The 20,575-nt window shown below is 53.2% G+C and carries 19 protein-coding genes; 18 read left to right on the plus strand and 1 reads right to left on the minus strand.

What is annotated here, in order from left to right; all coding sequences use genetic code 11:
* Positions 1–1,240: 1,240 nt before the first annotated feature.
* From FKCLFG_RS16545 to FKCLFG_RS16570, 6 genes are all read left to right on the plus strand, one after another.
* The gene (locus tag FKCLFG_RS16545; protein ID WP_472614156.1) at positions 1,241–2,869 is read left to right on the plus strand and encodes a GMC family oxidoreductase; all 1,629 of its coding nucleotides are present in this window, start codon (positions 1,241–1,243) and stop codon (positions 2,867–2,869) included.
* 106 nt (positions 2,870–2,975) lie between these two features.
* On the plus strand, positions 2,976–3,746 hold the full coding sequence (locus tag FKCLFG_RS16550; RefSeq protein ID WP_472614157.1) for an ABC transporter ATP-binding protein: 771 nt from the start codon (positions 2,976–2,978) through the stop codon (positions 3,744–3,746).
* Positions 3,746–4,456, plus strand: coding sequence for an ABC transporter ATP-binding protein (locus tag FKCLFG_RS16555; RefSeq protein ID WP_472614158.1), 711 nt, complete (start codon positions 3,746–3,748; stop codon positions 4,454–4,456). Before FKCLFG_RS16550 ends, FKCLFG_RS16555 begins: the two co-directional genes overlap by 1 nt.
* Positions 4,457–4,504: 48 nt before the next feature.
* Complete coding sequence (locus tag FKCLFG_RS16560; RefSeq protein ID WP_472614159.1) at positions 4,505–5,719, plus strand: ABC transporter substrate-binding protein; 1,215 nt, start codon at positions 4,505–4,507, stop codon at positions 5,717–5,719.
* A gap of 108 nt (positions 5,720–5,827) precedes the next feature.
* Entirely contained in the window at positions 5,828–6,712 is an 885-nt protein-coding gene (locus FKCLFG_RS16565) for a branched-chain amino acid ABC transporter permease (protein ID WP_472614160.1), read from the plus strand.
* Position 6,713: 1 nt separating this feature from the next.
* Entirely contained in the window at positions 6,714–7,685 is a 972-nt protein-coding gene (locus tag FKCLFG_RS16570; protein ID WP_472614161.1) for a branched-chain amino acid ABC transporter permease, read from the plus strand.
* A gap of 61 nt (positions 7,686–7,746) precedes the next feature.
* Here FKCLFG_RS16570 and FKCLFG_RS16575 read toward each other — a convergent pair whose 3' ends face one another.
* On the minus strand, positions 7,747–8,904 hold the full coding sequence (locus FKCLFG_RS16575) for an iron-containing alcohol dehydrogenase (protein ID WP_472615881.1): 1,158 nt from the start codon (positions 8,902–8,904) through the stop codon (positions 7,747–7,749).
* A gap of 237 nt (positions 8,905–9,141) precedes the next feature.
* Between FKCLFG_RS16575 and mnmG the strand changes: the two genes are divergently transcribed.
* From mnmG to atpD, 12 genes are all read left to right on the plus strand, one after another.
* Positions 9,142–11,085, plus strand: a complete 1,944-nt coding sequence (gene mnmG, locus FKCLFG_RS16580) for a tRNA uridine-5-carboxymethylaminomethyl(34) synthesis enzyme MnmG (RefSeq protein ID WP_472614162.1) — start codon at positions 9,142–9,144, stop codon at positions 11,083–11,085.
* Positions 11,086–11,092: 7 nt separating this feature from the next.
* Complete coding sequence (gene rsmG, locus FKCLFG_RS16585; protein ID WP_472614163.1) at positions 11,093–11,743, plus strand: 16S rRNA (guanine(527)-N(7))-methyltransferase RsmG; 651 nt, start codon at positions 11,093–11,095, stop codon at positions 11,741–11,743.
* A gap of 158 nt (positions 11,744–11,901) precedes the next feature.
* The gene (locus FKCLFG_RS16590; protein ID WP_472614164.1) at positions 11,902–12,672 is read left to right on the plus strand and encodes a ParA family protein; all 771 of its coding nucleotides are present in this window, start codon (positions 11,902–11,904) and stop codon (positions 12,670–12,672) included.
* 9 nt (positions 12,673–12,681) lie between these two features.
* Positions 12,682–13,572 carry a ParB/RepB/Spo0J family partition protein gene (locus FKCLFG_RS16595; protein ID WP_472614165.1) on the plus strand — a complete coding sequence of 297 codons (891 nt, stop codon included), beginning with the start codon at positions 12,682–12,684 and terminating at the stop codon, positions 13,570–13,572.
* Positions 13,573–14,013: 441 nt separating this feature from the next.
* Positions 14,014–14,358, plus strand: a complete 345-nt coding sequence (locus tag FKCLFG_RS16600; RefSeq protein ID WP_472614166.1) for an ATP synthase subunit I — start codon at positions 14,014–14,016, stop codon at positions 14,356–14,358.
* Positions 14,355–15,185: a F0F1 ATP synthase subunit A gene (gene atpB / locus FKCLFG_RS16605; RefSeq protein WP_472614167.1), complete on the plus strand. Its 831-nt coding sequence runs from the start codon at positions 14,355–14,357 to the stop codon at positions 15,183–15,185. The genes FKCLFG_RS16600 and atpB overlap by 4 nt, the downstream gene beginning before the upstream one ends.
* 74 nt (positions 15,186–15,259) lie before the next feature.
* Positions 15,260–15,502 carry a F0F1 ATP synthase subunit C gene (gene atpE / locus FKCLFG_RS16610; RefSeq protein WP_472614168.1) on the plus strand — a complete coding sequence of 81 codons (243 nt, stop codon included), beginning with the start codon at positions 15,260–15,262 and terminating at the stop codon, positions 15,500–15,502.
* Positions 15,503–15,568: 66 nt separating this feature from the next.
* A complete protein-coding gene (locus FKCLFG_RS16615; RefSeq protein WP_472614169.1) occupies positions 15,569–16,039 on the plus strand; it encodes a F0F1 ATP synthase subunit B in 471 nt (156 codons plus the stop codon).
* A 2-nt stretch (positions 16,040–16,041) separates the two neighbouring features.
* Positions 16,042–16,575, plus strand: coding sequence for a F0F1 ATP synthase subunit delta (locus FKCLFG_RS16620; RefSeq protein WP_472614170.1), 534 nt, complete (start codon positions 16,042–16,044; stop codon positions 16,573–16,575).
* A 50-nt stretch (positions 16,576–16,625) separates the two neighbouring features.
* Positions 16,626–18,167 (plus strand): F0F1 ATP synthase subunit alpha, encoded by a 1,542-nt coding sequence (atpA, locus tag FKCLFG_RS16625; protein ID WP_472614171.1) that lies wholly within the window; start codon positions 16,626–16,628, stop codon positions 18,165–18,167.
* Positions 18,168–18,189: 22 nt separating this feature from the next.
* Positions 18,190–19,059 carry a F0F1 ATP synthase subunit gamma gene (gene atpG, locus FKCLFG_RS16630; RefSeq protein WP_472614172.1) on the plus strand — a complete coding sequence of 290 codons (870 nt, stop codon included), beginning with the start codon at positions 18,190–18,192 and terminating at the stop codon, positions 19,057–19,059.
* Positions 19,060–19,104: 45 nt separating this feature from the next.
* Positions 19,105–20,484 (plus strand): F0F1 ATP synthase subunit beta, encoded by a 1,380-nt coding sequence (gene atpD / locus FKCLFG_RS16635; RefSeq protein ID WP_472614173.1) that lies wholly within the window; start codon positions 19,105–19,107, stop codon positions 20,482–20,484.
* Positions 20,485–20,575: the final 91 nt, after the last annotated feature.

Genomic DNA, 20,575 nt, shown 5'->3' on the forward strand with positions numbered 1-20,575 from the left:
CCGAATGATTTCAAGCAGTTGGCGATTTCATAAAGTCTGCATAAGCGCGGTATGTATACAGGATAGATTCTGGACAAGATTTTAGCCGCACGTGTATACATCACTTATGCACAAAAACACCCTGTGGATATCCCTAGGGTTATCCACAGGGTAAAGCGTAAAAAATATCTGTTTTAGTAATTTTTTGCTTATTTTTTGCTGGGTTATCCACATTTTCGATTTTATTTAAGCCGAAAAGGTATTTTTAGGCGTCTGGCAAGCTTGAAAAAATTTTGGGCTCCCGCATTCGCTAAATCGTCTGCCAGCGCCTTCAGCGATGGATTCAAGGCTTCGTAGCGGCATTCATGCGCTTATTGCAGTCATGTTTGCGCTGGAAAAATTTGAAGTTGCCGGAAAAATTAATTTTTAAATAAAACTTGCAGCATTCTTTTTGTAAAAGTAGCGCTATGACAAGGTCATTTCCGTTTCGTCATTGATTGCGGCCGCAAAGATACCGCGCCTGGCTTATTCACAAGGCAATCCTGCATTATTTGAAAAATCTGGAAGGCGTTTTTTGATATGACGCTGCCGGCGAAGAGGGTTTTGATTTTTTTTCAGCGTTGTTTAATGTTTTATATATATAAATAGTAGTAATAGCTAACGGTCGCACTTGCCTGTGGATAAGTGCATAAAACCGAATCATTTCAAGCGACTGGCGATTTCATAAAGTCTGCATAAGCGCGGTATGTTAACAGGATGGATTCTGGATAAGAAAAATGTCGATTGCGCCGGATGTGCTTACACACAATGGATAGGCCAGATATCCACAGGCTTATCCACAATTGGCAGAAACGCACTATTTATTCATACTGATTTATACCGATCATCAGTATTTTTTAAAGCCGCTTTATTCGTATGCGGAAAATAATATGTTTTTTGGCATACTGCCTGATTATTTTATTTTTTCAGATTTAATGCCGTAGTGCAAAAGCGCTGCGACGACAGGCGTTTGGCGCCGGCAATGAACGACAGTTCAGACCCCAGCGCGACTACGCGGGCAATTACAATGCAGTGCGCGCGGACTTCGCGCAGCGCGATCCGAACGGTATTGGCAAGGACGCAATAATGGTGTTTGTATTTTTTTTGATAATTATTTATTAAGGGGGTATGCTGTAAAAGCAATGCTTTACCGCATTATTTATATGCGGTATTAAAAAATACAATAGATAGTATTTAATCAAACACTAAAGCGGGGCATGCCATGGAGTCTGCAGGTAAATACGATTACATCATCATCGGCGCCGGCTCGGCCGGTTGCGTGCTGGCCAACCGGCTCAGCGCCGACAGTCAAAATTCGGTGTTGCTGATCGAGGCCGGCGGCAAGGATGATTATCTGTGGATTCATATTCCGGTCGGCTATCTGTATTGCATCAATAATCCGCGCACCGACTGGATGTACCGCACCGAACCGGATGCTGGCCTGAACGGGCGCAGCCTGATTTATCCGCGCGGCAAGGTGCTGGGCGGCTGCTCCTCGATCAACGGCATGATTTACATGCGCGGGCAGGCCCGCGATTACGACCAGTGGGCTGATTTGACCGGGGACGAGAGCTGGCGCTGGGACAATGTCTTGCCGTTTTTCATGAAGAGCGAAGACCATTACAACGGTGCCGATGCTACGCACGGGGCCGGCGGCGAATGGCGGGTCGAAAAGCAGCGCCTGTCGTGGGAAATCCTGGATGCGTTTCGGGCTGCGGCGTTGGAATGCGGGATTCCCAATACCCTTGACTTCAACCGCGGCGACAATTCCGGTTGCGGCTATTTCGACGTCAATCAAAAGCGCGGGGTGCGCTGGAATACCGCGAAAGCCTTCCTGAAACCGGCCGCCGGCCGTCCCAATCTGGAGATCATGACCGGTTGCCAGGTGCGCCGCTTGCGCACCACGAGCGGGCCGCAGGGCGTGGTCTGCAGCGGGGTGGAATTCGTCGGTGGCGGCCGCGAATGGTTTGCCGAATCCGCTTGTGAAACGATTCTGGCCGCCGGCGCCATCGGCAGCCCGCAGATATTGCAACTGTCCGGCATCGGCCCGGCCGCCTTGCTGCAGCAGCATCAGGTGCCGCTGGTGCTGGACCTGCCGGGTGTCGGCGAAAACCTGCAAGACCATTTGCAGATTCGCACCGCTTTCAAAATAAAGGGCGCGAAAACGCTGAACATGATGGCCGGCAACTGGTTCGGCAAGATGAAGATCGGCCTCGAATATGCGCTACGTCAAAGCGGCCCGATGTCGATGGCGCCGTCGCAACTGGGCGCGTTCACCAAGTCCGATCCATCGCAGGCCAGCGCCAATCTGGAATACCACGTGCAGCCGCTGTCGCTGGAAAAATTCGGTGAGCCCTTGCATCCGTTTCCGGCTTTTACCGCCAGTGTGTGCAATCTACGGCCGACTTCGCGCGGCCATGTGCGCATCGCGTCCGGCTTGGCACTGGACCCTCCAAAAATTTCTCCGAATTATTTGAATACGCCGGAAGACCGCAAGATAGCCGCAAGTTCGCTGACGTTGACGCGCAATATCGTCTCCGCACCGGCGCTGAGAAAATATGCGCCGGAAGAATTGAAGCCCGGCGCGCAGTTCCGCAGCGAAGAAGAACTGGCGCGCGCGGCCGGCGATATCGGCACCACCATCTTCCATCCGGTCGGCACCTGCAAGATGGGCCGCAGCGACGATCCGCTGGCGGTGGTCGACAGTCAGTTGCGGGTCAGGGGCATCGCCGGGTTGCGGGTGGCGGATGCCTCGGTGATGCCGACCATCACCTCCGGCAACACCAATTCTCCCACCATCATGATTGCCGAAAAAGCGGCAGCGTGGATACGCGCCAGCCGTAACCCTTGATCAATCTTGATACGTATTTATACGGTATTACCGCACGACAAATAATGTTGTATATTAAAAAAAGTATACAAATAAAGCCGGAAAAACCCGGCAGCGAGGAGACAAAATGGGCGACGTTATCTTGGAAACGAGAGGCCTGACCAAGGAGTTCAAGGGCTTTACTGCCGTTGATAATGTGAATCTGCAGGTGCAGCGCGGCCATATCCATGCGCTGATCGGGCCGAACGGCGCCGGCAAGACCACCTGCTTCAATTTGCTGACCAAGTTTTTGATTCCGACCACTGGACAAATTCTGTTCAACGGGCGCGACATCACGGCCGCCAGGCCGGCCCAGATTGCGCGCCAGGGCATCATCCGCTCGTTCCAGATTTCCGCAGTATTTCCGCATCTGACGGTGCTGGAAAACGTGCGCATCGGCCTGCAGCGCGAGCTTGGCACTTCCTATTATTTCTGGAAAAGCCAAGCCAGCCTGACACAACTCAACGAACGGGCGATGGCATTACTGGAACAGGTTGATCTGGGCGAATTCGCCGCTACCGTGACGGTCGATTTGCCTTACGGCCGCAAGCGTGCGCTCGAAATCGCCACCACGCTGGCGATGGAACCGGAGCTGATGCTGCTCGATGAGCCGACCCAGGGCATGGGACACGAAGATGTCAGCCGCGTCACCGAACTGATTAAGAAAGTCTCCAGCGGCCGCACTATCCTGATGGTCGAACACAATATGAATGTGGTGTCCGGCATTTGCGACCGGATTTCGGTGCTGCAGCGCGGCGCGATTCTGGCCGAAGGGACGTATGCCGAGGTATCAAACAATCCCGAAGTAATGGAGGCCTACATGGGTTCAGACAGCGAAGAGTTGGCGGGAGCGCACTGATGAGCCAAAGCGCACTGGAAATCACCGGCTTGCACGCCTGGTATGGTGAATCGCACATTTTGCACGACATCAATTTATCGGTCCAGCAGGGTGAAGTGGTCACTTTACTCGGGCGCAACGGCGCCGGCCGCACCACCACGCTGCGCGCGATCATGGGCTTGACCGGCACGCGAAAAGGCTCGATCAAGGTTGGCGGGGTTGAAACTATCGGCATGCCGACCCATCGCATCGCGCACTGCGGCATCGGTTATTGCCCGGAAGAGCGCGGGATTTTTTCTTCCCTGTCGGCCGAGGAAAATCTGCTGCTGCCGCCGCTGCTCTCGAAAACCGAGCAAGCCATGTCGCTGGGTGAGATTTACGCAATGTTTCCAAATCTGGAAGAACGCAAGTCCAGCCAGGGAACGCGGCTGTCGGGCGGCGAGCAGCAAATGCTGGCGGTGGCAAGAATTTTGCGCACCGGCGCGCGTTTGCTGCTGCTCGACGAGATTTCCGAAGGGTTGGCGCCGGTCATCGTGCAGGCCTTGGCGCGCATGATCAAGATGCTGAAATCGAAAGGCTATACGATCGTAATGGTGGAACAGAACTTCCGTTTCGCCGCGCCGCTGGCCGATCGGTTTTATGTGGTGGAACATGGCCAGATTGTCGAGGCTTTTGCCGCCAGCGAATTGAGCGCAAAAATGCCTGTGCTGAACGCGTTGCTGGGAGTTTAGGTTGCTAGGTTGGTTTGAGGGTAGTAGTTTTTAATCACTGGAGAAGACATGAGAATTAAAATTAAAACGTTAGCACTGGCAGTTTCAGCAGTCATGACAGTTGGTTTTGCTGGCAGCGCCAGCGCGCAGGTGTCGGGCGACACTGTCAAGATTGGTTTTATTACCGACATTTCCGGCCTGTATTCCGACATCGACGGTAATGGCGGCGTGGAAGCGATCAAGATGGCGATTGCCGACTTCGGCGGCACGGTGCTCGGCAAAAAAATCGAATTGGTGAGCGCAGATCATCAAAACAAGGCGGATATTGCAGCCAGCAAGGCGCGCGAGTGGTTCGACCAGCAAGGCGTCGATGCGCTGATCGGCGGTACCAATTCAGGCACCAGCCTGGCGATGGCGAAGATCGCGCAGGAAAAGAAAAAACCGTTCCTGGCAATTGGCGCCGGCAGCGCGCGTTTGACCAATGAAGCATGTTCGCCGTACACCATACATTACGCTTACGACACCGTGGCGCTGGCCAAGGGCACCGGTTCGGCCGTCGTCAAGCAGGGCGGCAAGTCCTGGTTCTTCCTGACCGCCGATTACGCGTTCGGCCATTCGCTGGAAAGCGACACTGCCAATGTCGTCAAGGCATCCGGCGGCACGGTATCGGGCGCGGTCAGGCATCCGCTGTCGGCCTCCGATTTTTCATCGTTCCTGTTGCAGGCGCAAACCTCGAAAGCACAGATTCTCGGTTTGGCCAACGCCGGCGGCGATACCATCAATGCGATCAAGGCCGCCAACGAGTTCGGCATCAACAAAACCATGAAGCTGGCCGGCTTGCTGATGTTCATCAACGATGTCCATTCACTGGGCCTTAATCTGACGCAAGGCATGTATTTGACCGATAGCTGGTACTGGGATCAAAGCCCTGAGTCGCGCAAATGGGCCAAGCGCTATTTCGAAAAAATGAAGAAAATGCCATCCAGCCTGCAGGCGGGCGACTACTCGGTGGCGATGCAATATTTGAATGCGGTAAAAGCTGCCGGCACCGACGACGCCGACAAGGTGATTGCTAAAATGAAGGCCACCAAGGTCAATGACATGTATGCCAAAAACGGCACCATCCGCCCGGATGGACGCATGGTGCATGACATGTTCCTGATGCAAGTCAAAACCACGGCCGAATCGAAATATCCGTGGGATTATTACAAAGTGGCGCAAACCATTCCTGGCGACCAGGCTTTCACGACCAAGGCCGAATCGAAGTGCTCACTCTGGAAATAACGCATACCGCAGTGTGATGTAATGCTATGTGATTCGGGCGGCGCATGATGGTCTGGTGCGCCGTTTTTCTTCCACTATCCCTCGGGATGACTTTTATTTTCTATTGACATGGATATTTTTGGCATTCCCATGCAGGCGATGTTGAGCCAGCTGTTGTTAGGCTTGGTCAATGGTTCGTTTTACGCAATGCTGTCACTCGGTCTGGCAGTCATTTTCGGTTTGCTCAATGTAATCAATTTTGCCCACGGCGCCCTGTACATGATGGGAGCATTTTTCGCCTGGATGGGGATGACGTATTTTGGCCTGAATTACTGGCTGATGCTGGTGCTGTCACCATTGCTGGTGGGTGCAATCGGCATCGTAATCGAGCGCACCATGCTGCGCTGGCTGTACCAGCTCGATCATCTGTACGGCCTATTGCTGACGTTTGGCATCACGCTGCTGGCAGAAGGGATTTTTCGGTCGTTTTACGGTGTTTCCGGCCAGTCGTATCCGGTGCCGGACGCGCTGGCTGGCGGCACTGACCTGGGCTTCATGTACTTGCCGAATTACCGGGCCTGGGTGGTGCTGGCTTCGCTGGTCGTATGCTTTGCGACCTGGTTTGTGATCGAAAAGACCAAGCTCGGCGCTTATTTGCGCGCCGGTACTGAAAACCCCAAACTGGTGGAGGCTTTTGGCATCAATGTGCCTCTGATGGTCACACTCACTTACGGCTTTGGCGTCGCTCTGGCGGCCTTTGCCGGGGTGTTGGCGGCGCCGGTGATACAGGTCTCGCCGCTGATGGGCTCCAACCTGATCATCATCGTGTTTGCCGTGGTGGTGATCGGCGGCATGGGTTCCATCCTCGGCTCCATCCTGACCGGCTTGGGCCTGGGCGTGATCGAAGGCATGACGCGGGTGTTTTATCCGGAAGCTTCTGCCACCGTGGTGTTTGTAATCATGGCTATCGTGCTTGTGATTCGCCCTGCTGGACTGTTCGGGAAAGAGAAATGATATGAACAAGAAAATTGGCTATGGAATAGTGTTGGTTCTGGCGTGCATCGCACCGCTGGTGCTGTATCCGATCTTCCTGATGAAGGTGTTGTGTTTCGCATTATTTGCCTGTGCCTTTAATTTGTTGGTTGGCTATACGGGGCTGCTGTCCTTTGGCCATGCGGCATTTTTCGGCGGTGCCGGTTATGCCGCCGGCTACGCGTTAAAGGTGTGGGGTTTGCCGATGGAACTGGGGGTGCTGTTTGGCGTGCTGGTTGCGGCGGCAACCGGCTTGCTGATGGGGGCGCTGGCGATTCGTCGCCAAGGTATTTATTTCACAATGATTACGCTGGCGCTGGCGCAGATGTTTTATTTTTTCTATCTGCAAGCACCTTTTACCGGCGGCGAAGATGGCTTGCAGGGAGTGCCACGCGGCTCTTTGTTGGGCTTGATGGACCTTGGTAACGATCTGATTCTGTACTACGTGGTTCTGGCCATTTCGATTGCCGGCTTTGCGTTGATCGTCAGGATTGTCCATTCGCCTTTCGGCCAAGTGTTGCGGGCCATCAAGGAAAATGAGCCGCGGGCGATTTCACTCGGTTACGATGTGGATCGCTACAAGCTGCTGGCATTCGTATTGTCGGCTGCACTGGCCGGTCTGGCCGGCGCCACCAAGACCATGGTGCTGGGCTTTGAAACCCTGACCAATGTCCATTGGACCATGTCCGGTCTGGTGGTTCTAATGACTCTGGTGGGCGGTCTAGGCACCATTATTGGGCCGATCGTGGGCGCCATCATCATCATCGCGCTAGAAAACAAGCTCGGCAGTCTGGGTTATTTCTTGTCATCGGTAACCGGGATCGAATGGTTTCAGACGCTCGGCGATTCGGTGACGATTGTTACCGGCCTGATTTTCATCATTTGCGTGCTGGCGTTCCGGCGTGGCATTGTGGGTGAAATACTGGCCCGTTTCGGCCGTTCCCCTGCATCCTGATATTTTTGTCTATTACTATCAAAAAGGGGCGCAAGCCCCTTTTTTTATCGCTTATACGGATTCAGAAAGCGGCCGAATAAATTGCATAGGCATCCTGCCGCGTAACTTCGCGCGGATTGTTCAATAACAGGCGGGTTTGCAGCATCGCGTCATCGGCCAGCCTGTCGAGATCATTTTTACTGATGCCGACCTGTCGCAGGCGGGTCTCGATACCGGTGCCGGAAGCAATTTGCTGCATCGCAGCAATCAAGCCTTGGGCGCGCGCTTGCTGGCTGCCTTGTATCCCCGGCGTAACGATGTCCGCCAGTTCCGCATATTCGGTCGCTGCTGCGGTTGCATTGAAGCGCAGTACATGCGGCAGAACCAGTGCATTGGACAGTCCGTGCGGTACGTGAAAGATGCCGCCAATCGGATATGCCAATGCATGTACCGCAGCTACCGGCGCATTGGAAAAAGCTTGTCCGGCCAGCATCGCACCCAGCAACATGTGCTGTCTCGCGGCCAGATCATTGCCGTTGGTGCAGGCCGCAATGATGTTGCGCGACAACAAAATGAGTGCCTGGCGTGCCAGCATATCCGACAGGGGATTTTTCTTGTGCTTGCTGGTATACGCCTCTATAGCATGCACCATTGCGTCGATCCCGGTAGCGGCGGTTGTCTTGGCCGGGAGTCCAACCGTTAATGTCGCGTCCAGGATGGCCATATCTGCATACAAGACAGGCGAGACGACACCCATCTTGGTGGTTGCGCCGGTAGTGACGATCGAGATCGGGGTGACTTCCGAACCAGTGCCGGCAGTGGTCGGTATTTGGATTAAAGGCAGCCGCCTGGATTTGATGTTGCCAATCCCATACATGCCGGGCAGAGCTTGCTCGCCGCAGTACAGCGCCGCAATCAGTTTAGCGACATCCATCGAACTGCCGCCGCCCAAGCCGATAACGAGGTCGACCGGGTGCTGCTGCACCTGCGCTGCCGCTTGTAAGATCAGCGCTTCCGGTGGATCGGCCAACACATCGGTGTATAGCTGCACTGAAATATTTGTGGTACGTAAGCTGGCTGCCGGGGCATCAACCAGGCCAGTGCGGGCAAAGCCTGCATCGGTAACAATTAAAGCGTGCCGCACCTGCGGGAAATATTCGGACACGATGGTGCCGAGCCGCGTGGCGGCACCCAGTTCGCTAATAATGTGCGGTACGGTGCTAAATTCGAAAGACATAATTTAATCTCCATTATTGATTTAATTGTGCAATGCCTCTTCTTAAGCATTGATCCGACAAGATATAAACAAGTGCTTCGTTCCACGTGAAACATACCGTCAATCAATATCACAGGCAGATATGCATTGTTCCACGTGAAACAGGATATGCCAATTTCTGTAAAAAATTTAAATGCGGTAATGCTGGTGACTGAAAAACCTTATAATTCTGCTTCTGCTCACGTCTCCTTGAAGTGCATTATGTATTTTCCCAAAGAATTTGATGTCATTGTCGTCGGTGGTGGTCATGCCGGCACCGAGGCGGCGCTTGCCTCGGCCCGTATGGGGCAAAAAACATTATTGCTGACCCATAATATAGAAACCCTGGGCCAGATGTCTTGTAATCCATCTATTGGCGGCATTGGCAAGGGCCATCTGGTGCGCGAAATCGATGCGATGGGCGGTGCGATGGCAATCGCAACCGATGAGGCCGGTATCCAGTTTCGCATCCTGAATTCGTCCAAAGGCCCGGCAGTTCGAGCCACTCGAGCTCAGGCCGACCGGATTTTATACAAGCAGGCAATCCGCTCCAGACTGGAGAATCAGCCAAACCTGTGGTTGTTTCAGCAGGCAGTTGATGACTTGATGGTGGAGGGCGATCGCGTGGTTGGTGCAGTAACGCAGATTGGCATCCGCTTTCTTAGCCGTGCTGTGGTGCTGACCGCAGGCACTTTCCTGGACGGGAAAATTCACGTGGGGCTGAATAATTATGCGGCCGGACGTGCTGGTGACCCGCCGGCAATTTCGCTGTCGGCCCGTCTGAAAGAATTGAAGCTGCCGCAAGGGCGTCTGAAAACCGGCACACCGCCGCGCATTGATGGACGCACCATCGATTTTTCCATGATGCAGGAGCAGGCTGGCGATTTGAATCCTATCCCGGTTTTTTCCGTGATGGGTGCAGTTGCCATGCATCCGGCCCAATTGTCGTGCTGGATTACACACACCAACGAGCGCACGCATGACATCGTCCGTGCCGGGCTGGACCGCAGTCCGATGTATACCGGCGTTATTGAAGGCGTCGGACCGCGTTATTGCCCCTCTATCGAAGACAAGATTCATCGTTTTGCCGACAAGACATCGCACCAAATTTTTTTGGAGCCGGAAGGCTTGACCACCAACGAGTTTTATCCAAACGGCATTTCAACCAGCCTGCCATTTGACGTCCAGTTGGCGTTGGTGCAATCGATGCATGGAATGGAAAACGCCCACATCCTGCGTCCCGGCTATGCAATTGAATACGATTATTTTGATCCGCGCGGCCTGAAGGCCTCGCTGGAAACCAAGTCGATTCAAGGCTTGTTCTTTGCCGGCCAGATCAATGGCACCACCGGCTACGAAGAGGCCGCAGCGCAAGGCATGTTGGCCGGCTTGAATGCTGCCTTGCAGGTGCAGGAAAAAGCAGCCTGGACTCCGGGCCGCGATCAAGCCTACTTGGGTGTTCTGGTGGACGACCTGGTTACCAAGGGCGTGCAAGATCCATACCGGATGTTTACCAGCCGTGCCGAATATCGCCTGAGCTTGCGCGAGGATAACGCCGACATGCGTCTGACGGAAATCGGTCGCACGCTGGGTTGCGTCAGCGACGCCCAATGGGCGCAGTTTGAACAAAAACGCGAAACAATCACGCGGGAATTGCAAAGGCTCAAGTCAACCTGGATCAGCCCACGCATGCTGGCCGATGAAGAAGCCGTGCGGGTAATTGGCAAGGTGATAGAGCGCGAATATTCGCTGGCCGATCTGCTGCGACGCCCAGACATTAGCTACGACAGGTTGATGACTCTGGTCGGACTGGAAGGGCAGGGCTTGGCTGCGCTCGGGGCGCTGCAGGAAGATCAGGCAGAACTCAAGGAACAGGTCGAAATCCAGCTCAAGTATGCCGGCTATATCGAACGTCAAGCCAAAGAGGTGACGCGCCATGCCCATTTTGAGCATTTGATATTGCCAGCGCAATTCGATTATCTGGAAGTCAATGGATTGTCGATTGAAGTCAAACAAAAACTCAATTTCCAGCGTCCGGAAACTCTGGGCCAGGCTTCACGTATTTCCGGTATCACGCCGGCCGCGATATCGCTGTTGCTAGTCCATCTGAAAAAGCGCGGCTACAACCAGTTTGCCGCACTGGCAGATATCCAGCCAAGTGCTTGAGGAAGGCATGCAAGTATTCAATCGTATCACCCTGACAAAGGCGCTATCCCAGGGAGCAGCCACACTGCAATGTGACTTGAGCGAGCGACAAATCGACTTGCTGATAGATTATCTGGCGCTATTAATCAAATGGAATGCCGTCTATAACTTGACTGCGGTGCGTGACCCCGCTCAGATGGTGGTCCAGCATGTGCTTGATTCGCTTGCTGCCGTTGCGGCTTTTGACGACGCAAAAAATGTTCTGGATGTTGGCGCCGGCGGCGGCTTGCCTGGCATGGTGCTGGCAATTGCACGCCCTGACATGCAGGTCGCAATGATCGATACGGTACACAAAAAAACTGCGTTCCTGACGCAAGCCAAGGTTGAGCTCGGTTTAGACAACGTAACCGTCCACACTGCACGGGTGGAGCAATTGCAGGTGGCGCACAAGTTCGATGCAATCACATCACGCGCCTTCGCCGAGTTGGCTGACTTCATCAACTGGTCTGAGCATTTACTGGCACCGGGTGGCCGTTTCATCGCAATGAAAGGCGTAAATCCGCAACAGGAATTGTCGCGTTTGCCGGCCGGTTGGGTAGTGCGGGAAGTCCGTGCACTGACCGTGCCAAGCTTGCAGGCGCAGCGGCATTTGGTTTTTATTGAGCGCAGTACCGATTGAGTTGGCATTGCCGGGCTCATCCCCAAAAATACTGGATTAAAAGATTTATGTGCGGCATAACGCAATACCCCGGTTTTATCCTTGCGCTGCGGATGTTCGTGGTCACTCTGGCCCTGACCGGTTTCGGCGTCAAATTGACGATTAACTAAAGCGACCCCATGGCAAAAATTTTCTGTATCGCGAATCAAAAGGGCGGGGTCGGTAAAACCACCACCACGGTCAATTTGTCCGCCGGCTTGGCAAAAATCGGCCAGCGCGTGTTGTTGGTCGATCTCGATCCACAGGGCAATGCAACCATGGGTGCCGGCATCAACAAAGCCAAGTTGGGTACCTCGGTCTATGAAGTGCTGCTTGGCATGGCCGATGTGGCTGCGGCAAGGCTGGTTTCCGAAACTGGGAAGTTCGATGTGCTGCCTGCCAACCGGGAGTTGGCCGGAGCCGAAGTAGAAATGGTCGAACTGGAAAACCGAGAAAAACGTCTGAAGGTGGCACTGGCGCTGGTCGCTGCAGAATATGATTTCATCCTGATCGACTGCCCGCCGGCACTGTCGATGCTGACCTTGAACGGGCTGTGTGCCGCGCATGGCGTGATCATCCCGATGCAGTGCGAATATTATGCGCTGGAGGGCTTGTCAGATTTGGTTAATACCATCAAAAAGGTACATGCAAATCTAAATCACGACCTCAGCATTATCGGTCTGCTGCGGGTGATGTTCGATCCGCGCATGACCTTGTCGCAACAAGTTTCGACCCAGCTTGAGCAGCATTTCGGCGACAAAGTTTTCAAAAGCATCATCCCGCGCAACGTGCGGTTGGCTGAAGCGCCTTCCTACGGGGTGCCCGGGGTTAACTTCGATCCCGCCTCGAAAGGAGCTCAAGCGTATATCGCTTTTGGCACAGAGCTGGTTGAACGCATAAAATTAATGTAAAGAGCAATTATGGCGACGAAAAAACAAAAAGGCCTGGGGCGTGGCCTCGACGCCTTACTGGGTGGCTTGAATGATCCTGATCCACAATCCTCTGCGGTCGGAATCCCTTCCGTTCTATCTGTAACGCAATTGCAGGTCGGAAAGTATCAGCCGCGCACTCGCATGGATGAGGGCGCACTGGATGAACTTGCCTCCTCGATCAGAGAGCAGGGCGTTCTGCAGCCGATTTTAGTGCGTCGAATCGGGCGCGAAAATGGAGCGGAAAAATTTGAAATTATCGCTGGTGAACGGCGTTTTCGTGCGGTGCAGCTGGCCGGGCTCGACACCATCCCAGTACTGATCAAGGAAGTCGACGATCAGGCTGCCGCGGCTATGGCTCTGATTGAAAACATCCAGCGCGAAGACCTCAATCCGCTGGAAGAGGCGCAAGGAATTCATCGTCTGATTAGCGAATTCGATTTCACCCACGAACAGGCGGCTGGTGCGGTGGGGCGTTCGCGCAGTGCAGTTTCAAATCTGTTGCGCTTGTTGAATCTGGCGCAAGCGGCGCAAACCATGTTGATGGCCGGCGATATCGATATGGGCCATGCGCGCGCTTTGCTGGCAGTCGACGCTGCGACCCAGATCACACTGGCAAACGCTATTGTGGCTAAGCGCATGTCGGTACGAGAGGCAGAAAAACTGGTGCAACGCACGGTATTGGCGCAATCTGAAGTCCAGCAAGGGAATGGAAAAACTCGGGAAAAATCGCGCGATATTATCCGGCTAGAAGAGGAGTTGTCCGATCTGCTGGCGATGGCGGTCACGATCAAGAGCAGCGTTAAAAACCACGGTCAGCTTATTATCGATTTTGCCAATTTAGACGCGTTGGATGGCTTGCTGGCACGCTTACGCAGTTGAGCAGTAGTCGCTACTGGCGGCTCAGGCATTATCCGTAATTATTTAATACTGGTAACTGTATTTATATAAGTTCGCTAGATAAAAGAGAAAAGTTGGATGTTCTTTGATATACCCTGCAGATTTATAATAATAAAAATATTTTGATTTATTTGCAACTGTCGTGGGGGAATTATTAATTTAAAAAGCACTCAAAATATACCAGGCCAAATACTACAAAATACGCAAATATATTGAGTATTAACCTCGTGAATAAAGCGCCATTCACCAAAATAATATAAAACCAAATCGCAATTCCGTACCATCAAAGTTTGACGCGTTACGTAGTAGCACTTATAATTCCGTGGCTTTGGAAGGTATAACACCGGAAGCAATTGCGCCCAACCATTTTACTGCTTCGGCATTGCGGCAAATGCATAATGTGAATGCAGGATAGAGGTAAGCATGGCGCGCATTGTGATGCTGCAAATAATGGCAACAGTCCTGGTTGCACTCATAGCGGGTTTGCTGTGCGGTATCTCAGCAGCTTTTTCCGCACTATTGGGTGGTCTTTGTTGTGTTGTTCCAAACGGCTTGTTCGCGCTACGCTTGTTCCTGGCAGCACGCAGACCCGGCGGGACAGATCCGATGGCGTTCTTTATCGGCGAGTTTATCAAAATTGCTTCAACGATGGCGCTGTTCGGGGCCGTCGTCTGGTTGTACCGTGATGTCAACTGGCCCGCTTTTTTAGGCGGCTTCATCGTGGTGCTTAAAAGTTACTTTATCCTACTATTTAGACATCGACCATGAGCGTAGCAGAACAAGCAGGGCATGTGCCTACCGCAAAAGAGTACATCGTCCACCATTTGGGCCACTTCTCCACACAGCATCAAGAAAAGATCGTTGACTTTTCCATAATTAATATGGATACCCTCTTCTGGTCCATCTTTGCCGGCGTAGCTGGTAGTTTGCTGATGTACCTGGCGGCACGCAAGGCCAGTTCCGGCGTGCCGGGACGTTTTCAGGCCTTTGTCGAAATGGTGGTAGAGATGGTCGACGATCAGGCCAAGGCCATCGTACATGGTGACCGCTCTTTCATTGCTCCGCTGGCCTTGACAGTGTTCGTCTGGGTTTTGCTGATGAATTCACTCGATTTCCTACCGGTTGACCTGTTCTCCAGTTTTTTCAAGCTGGTCGGTCTCGATAGCGTCATTCCTTATCACCGTGTAGTGCCAACCGCTGACCTGAATGGGACTTTGGGCATAGCGCTGGGCGTGTTGGTATTGATGCTTTTCTATAACTTGAAAATCAAGGGCCTGGGTGGCTTTATTCACGAATTGTTTGCTGCTCCGTTTGGTATCTGGCTGGCGCCGTTCAATCTGTTGCTCAATTTGATTGAGTTCGCAGCCAAATTTCTATCCTTAGGCATGCGGCTGTTCGGCAACATGTATGCAGGCGAATTATTGTTCCTGCTGATTGCTCTGCTGGGTGGGATGGCAACTGCGTTCGGTTTCTTGGGGCAGGTGGTTGCCGGCTCGATTTGGGCTATTTTCCATATTCTGATTGTTCTATTGCAGGCTTTCATTTTCATGATGTTGACGCTGGTGTATATCGGTCAGGCGCATGAGAAGCATTGAAATTGTTGTAATGAGTAAGTCCGTTTTTTCGCTTTGAAAATTTTTGAATTAACTTTAACTTTGAAGGAATTGTCATGACTGACGTCGCTTTGGTTGCACTGGCTTGCGGTTTGATCATTGGTTTGGGTGCTATCGGCGCCTGTATCGGTATTGGCATCATGGGTGGTAAATATCTGGAAGCATCTGCTCGCCAACCTGAGCTGATGAATACTTTGCAAACTAAAATGTTTCTGCTGGCTGGTCTTATCGATGCTGCGTTCCTGATCGGTGTTGGTATCGCCATGTTGTTCGCTTTTGCAAATCCGTTCGTTAAATAACCGACGTCCTTTTCCTGCCGATAGCATCATGCTGTTGGAAAGAATCATTTAGATAAGGGATTAACCGTGAACATTAATGCAACATTGTTTGCTCAGTTCGTGGTTTTCTTCATCCTGTCGTTCTTCACGATGAAATTCGTGTGGCCGCCACTGATGAAAGCGCTCGATGAGCGCGCAAAGAAAATCGCGGATGGCTTGGCAGCTGCAGAACGCGGCAAGGCTGAGATGCAAGCGGCAGAAAAGCATGTGCAAATAGAGCTTGCTGCTGCACGTGATGAGGGTCAAAAACGCATTTCAGAAGCAGAAAAACGCGGCCAACTGATCATCGAGGAAGCCAAAAAAAATGCCTCTGACGAAGCTGCGCGGATCATCGCGGCAGCCAAGGCTGATGCTGACCAGCAGGCTACGAAAGCACGCGAAGAATTGCGTGGCCAGGTTGCGACCCTTGCGATTCAGGGTGCCGAGCAAATCCTCAAGCGCGAGGTTAATGCGTCGGTACATGCTGATTTGTTGAACCAATTGAAAACCGAGCTGTAATCATGGCTGAACTCGCAACCATCGCTCGTCCTTATGCAGTGGCGCTGTTTCGCGTCGCGAAAGACGGCAACCTGTCGGCCTGGTCGGAACGTCTTTCCGAGATGGCGCAAGTTGCGGCTATCGCTGATGTTCAGGCTCTTGCGCACAACCCGAATGTTTCAGCAAAACAAATCGCTGCCACGTTCTTGTCCGTGCTGAAATCTCCTGTCAACGAGGAAGCCAGAAATTTTATTGGTGCATTGACCGATAACGGACGTCTGACTCTGTTGCCGGAAATTGCAGTCCAATTCGATGACCTCAAAAACGCCGATGAAGGCACTGCCGACGTCGAAATCACCAGTGCATTTGAATTGACGAATGTTCAGGTGCAGGAATTGACCGCGACGCTGGAGAAGAAATTCGGCCGCAAGCTGCGCCCGACCGTCACGGTGGATTCATCGTTGATCGGCGGCGTGCGGGTGATGGTCGGAGATGAAGTGCTGGACACCTCAGTACGCGCAAAGCTGCAGCAGATGCAAGCCGCCTTGACCGCTTAATCGCGGCTTGAGCCAGAGAGTAAGCAGCAAGAACATAATTAGGAGTTAGTATGCAACTCAACCCGTCTGAAATCAGCGAACTGATCAAGAGCCGCATTCAAGGGCTCGGCGACAGTGCTGAGATTCGCAATCAAGGTACGGTTATTTCCGTTACCGACGGTATCTGCCGCATTCACGGTCTGTCCGACGCGATGCAAGGCGAGATGCTGGAATTTCCTGGCAACACATTCGGCCTCGCGCTGAACCTCGAACGTGACTCGGTCGGCTCAGTGATTCTGGGCGACTACGAGCATATTTCCGAAGGCGACACAGTCAAATGCACTGGCCGTATTCTGGAAGTGCCTATCGGTCCTGAGTTGCTTGGCCGTGTAGTTAACGCGCTGGGCCAGCCGATCGACGGCAAAGGCCCGATCAACGCCAAACTTACCGCTCCAATCGAAAAGATCGCCCCAGGTGTTATTGCGCGTCAGTCCGTTTCGCAGCCGATGCAAACTGGCCTGAAGTCGATTGATTCGATGGTGCCGATCGGCCGTGGCCAGCGTGAATTGATCATTGGCGATCGTCAAACCGGTAAAACGGCAGTGGCGATTGACGCCATCATCAATCAAAAAGGTCAGGGCGTTACCTGTATCTATGTTGCGATTGGCCAAAAAGCCTCTTCTATCAAGAACATTGTGCGCTCGCTGGAAGCGCATGGCGCGATGGAGTACACCATCGTGGTTGCCGCTTCCGCGTCTGAATCGGCCGCGATGCAATATGTGTCAGCCTATTCCGGTTGCGCGATGGGCGAATATTTCCGCGACCGTGGCGAAGATGCGTTGATCGTCTACGATGACCTGTCCAAACAGGCGGTAGCGTACCGTCAGGTGTCCTTGCTGTTGCGCCGTCCGCCAGGTCGTGAAGCGTATCCCGGCGATGTGTTTTACCTGCACTCCCGTTTACTGGAGCGCGCAGCGCGTGTCAATATCGCTTACGTCGAGAAGTTCACCAATGGCGCAGTCACCGGCAAAACCGGTTCGCTGACAGCTTTGCCGATTATCGAAACCCAGGCTGGCGATGTCTCCGCTTTCGTGCCAACCAACGTGATTTCGATTACCGACGGCCAAATTTTCCTGGAAACTTCGTTGTTCAACGCCGGTGTCCGTCCAGCGATTAATGCCGGTATTTCGGTGTCGCGGGTTGGTGGTGCGGCACAGACCAAGGTCATCAAGGGCCTGTCTGGCGGTATTCGTACCGATCTGGCGCAGTACCGCGAACTGGCCGCATTTGCACAGTTCGCTTCCGACCTCGACGAAACCACGCGCAAACAACTCGATCGCGGCGCACGCGTAACCGAATTGTTGAAGCAGGCACAGTATTCGCCGCAGCCGATTTCCTTGATGGCGGCGACCCTGTTCGCAGTCAACAAAGGTTACCTCGATGATATCGAAGTCAAGAAGGTGCTGCCATTTGAGTCCGGACTGCATAGCTTCCTGAAAACCAGTCATGCAGCGCTGCTCGCCAAGATTGAAGAAACCAAGCAACTCGACAAAGACAGCGAAGCTGCGTTGTCTGCCGCAGTTGCTGATTTCAAAAAATCCGGCGCGTATTAATCCTAACTGGAGCTGAATACTCATGGCCTCAGGCAAAGAGATACGTGGCAAGATCAATAGTGTAGAGAATACGAAAAAGATCACCAAGGCGATGGAAATGGTCGCCGCTTCCAAAATGCGCAAAGCGCAGGATCGGATGCGGTCGGCCCGTCCCTACAGTGACAAGATTCGTAATATCGCAGCTAATTTGTCGCAAGCCAATCCGGAATATAAGCACCCGTTCCTGGTCAAGACAGAAGCCGCCCGCAAGGTGGGCTTCATCGTGGTTACTACCGACAAGGGCTTGTGTGGCGGCATGAACACCAACGTACTGCGCGCGGTTACCGCCAAGCTCAAAGAGTTTGAGGCGCAGGGTGTCGGTATCGAGGCTACGGCGATCGGCAACAAGGGTTTTGGCTTCCTCAACCGTATCGGCACTAAAGTGGTGTCGCACGCGGTGCAGCTAGGCGATACGCCGCATCTTGAAAGACTTATCGGCCCGGTGAAAGTATTGCTGGATGCGTACCAGGAAGGTAGTCTGGATGCGGTTTACCTGTGTTATACCAAATTCATCAACACGATGAAGCAGGAGCCGACGATCGAGCAATTGCTGCCGTTGTCGGCCGAAAAGCTGGAAGGCGATAAGGATGCCCATTCGTGGGATTACATCTATGAGCCGGAAGCCGCGACTGTGATCGATGAATTACTGGTGCGTTATGTCGAGGCTTTGGTTTATCAGGCTGTGGCTGAAAATATCGCTTCCGAGCAGTCGGCCCGGATGGTGGCGATGAAGTCGGCTAGCGACAATGCAGGTAACGTCATTAAAGAGCTCAAGCTGGTCTATAACAAGACCCGCCAAGCTGCAATTACCAAAGAACTCTCCGAGATCGTCGCCGGTGCGGCTGCGGTTTAATAGCGCGCAAGCGTGAAACGAATTTAACTATTTGAAGGAACGAAAATGGCTGATGGCAAAATCGTTCAGTGTATCGGCGCAGTGGTAGACGTAGAATTTCCACGCAACGCGATGCCCAAGATTTATGACGCGCTGACGATGGAAGGCGCTGCCCTGACTTTGGAAGTGCAGCAACAGCTTGGCGACGGCATCGTCCGTACCATTGCACTAGGAACTTCCGACGGCCTGCGCCGCGGCATGATGGTGCAAAACACCGGTAAGCCGATTATGGTGCCGGTTGGCGTCGGCACTTTGGGTCGCATCATGGATGTGCTTGGCAACCCGATTGACGAGGCCGGTCCGGTCAAGTGCGAGGTGCGCGCATCGATCCATCGTAAAGCTCCGGCTTATGATGATTTGTCACCATCGCAGGATTTGCTCGAAACCGGCATCAAGGTGATTGATCTGATCTGTCCGTTCGCTAAAGGCGGCAAGGTTGGCCTGTTCGGCGGCGCGGGAGTGGGCAAGACCGTCAACATGATGGAATTGATCAACAATATCGCCAAGCAGCATTCGGGCTTGTCGGTGTTTGCCGGCGTCGGTGAGCGTACTCGCGAGGGTAACGATTTCTATCACGAGATGAAGGATTCCAACGTTCTCGACAAGGTAGCGATGGTGTACGGCCAGATGAACGAGCCGCCGGGCAACCGCCTGCGCGTTGCGCTGACCGGCCTGACTATCGCTGAAGGCTTCCGCGATGAAGGCAAGGACGTGCTGTTCTTCGTCGATAACATCTACCGCTACACGCTGGCGGGTACCGAAGTATCCGCGTTGCTGGGCCGGATGCCTTCTGCCGTGGGTTACCAGCCTACGCTGGCCGAAGAAATGGGTCGACTGCAAGAGCGTATTACATCAACGAAAACTGGCTCGATTACCTCGATCCAGGCCGTGTACGTGCCTGCCGATGATTTGACCGATCCTTCTCCTGCGACTACTTTTGCCCATTTGGATTCGACCGTGGTGTTGTCGCGCGATATCGCTTCTTTGGGTATTTATCCAGCGGTTGATCCACTGGATTCGACTTCGCGTCAGCTGGATCCACAAGTGGTGGGTCAAGAGCATTACGACACCGCTCGTGCCGTGCAAGGCATTTTGCAGCGCTACAAAGAATTGCGCGACATTATCGCGATTCTGGGGATGGACGAACTGGCACCGGAAGACAAGCAGTTGGTGGCACGGGCACGCAAGATGCAGCGCTTCCTGTCGCAGCCGTTCCATGTTGCTGAAGTATTTACCGGTTCCCCAGGCAAGTACGTTTCGCTCAAAGATACGATCAAGGGCTTCAAGATGATCGCATCCGGCGAACTGGATCACCTGCCGGAACAAGCGTTCTACATGGTTGGCACAATCGAAGAAGCGATCGAAAAAGCGAAAAAGATGAACTAATCGCCTGGCAGTGCGGTATCTGTGGCCGACGTTGCGTTGGGTACACAGACCGCCTGCCATCTATCGGTCTTTGATGAATGAGAAGGTTCTA

The organism is Gelidimonas denitrificans (assembly GCF_055694065.1).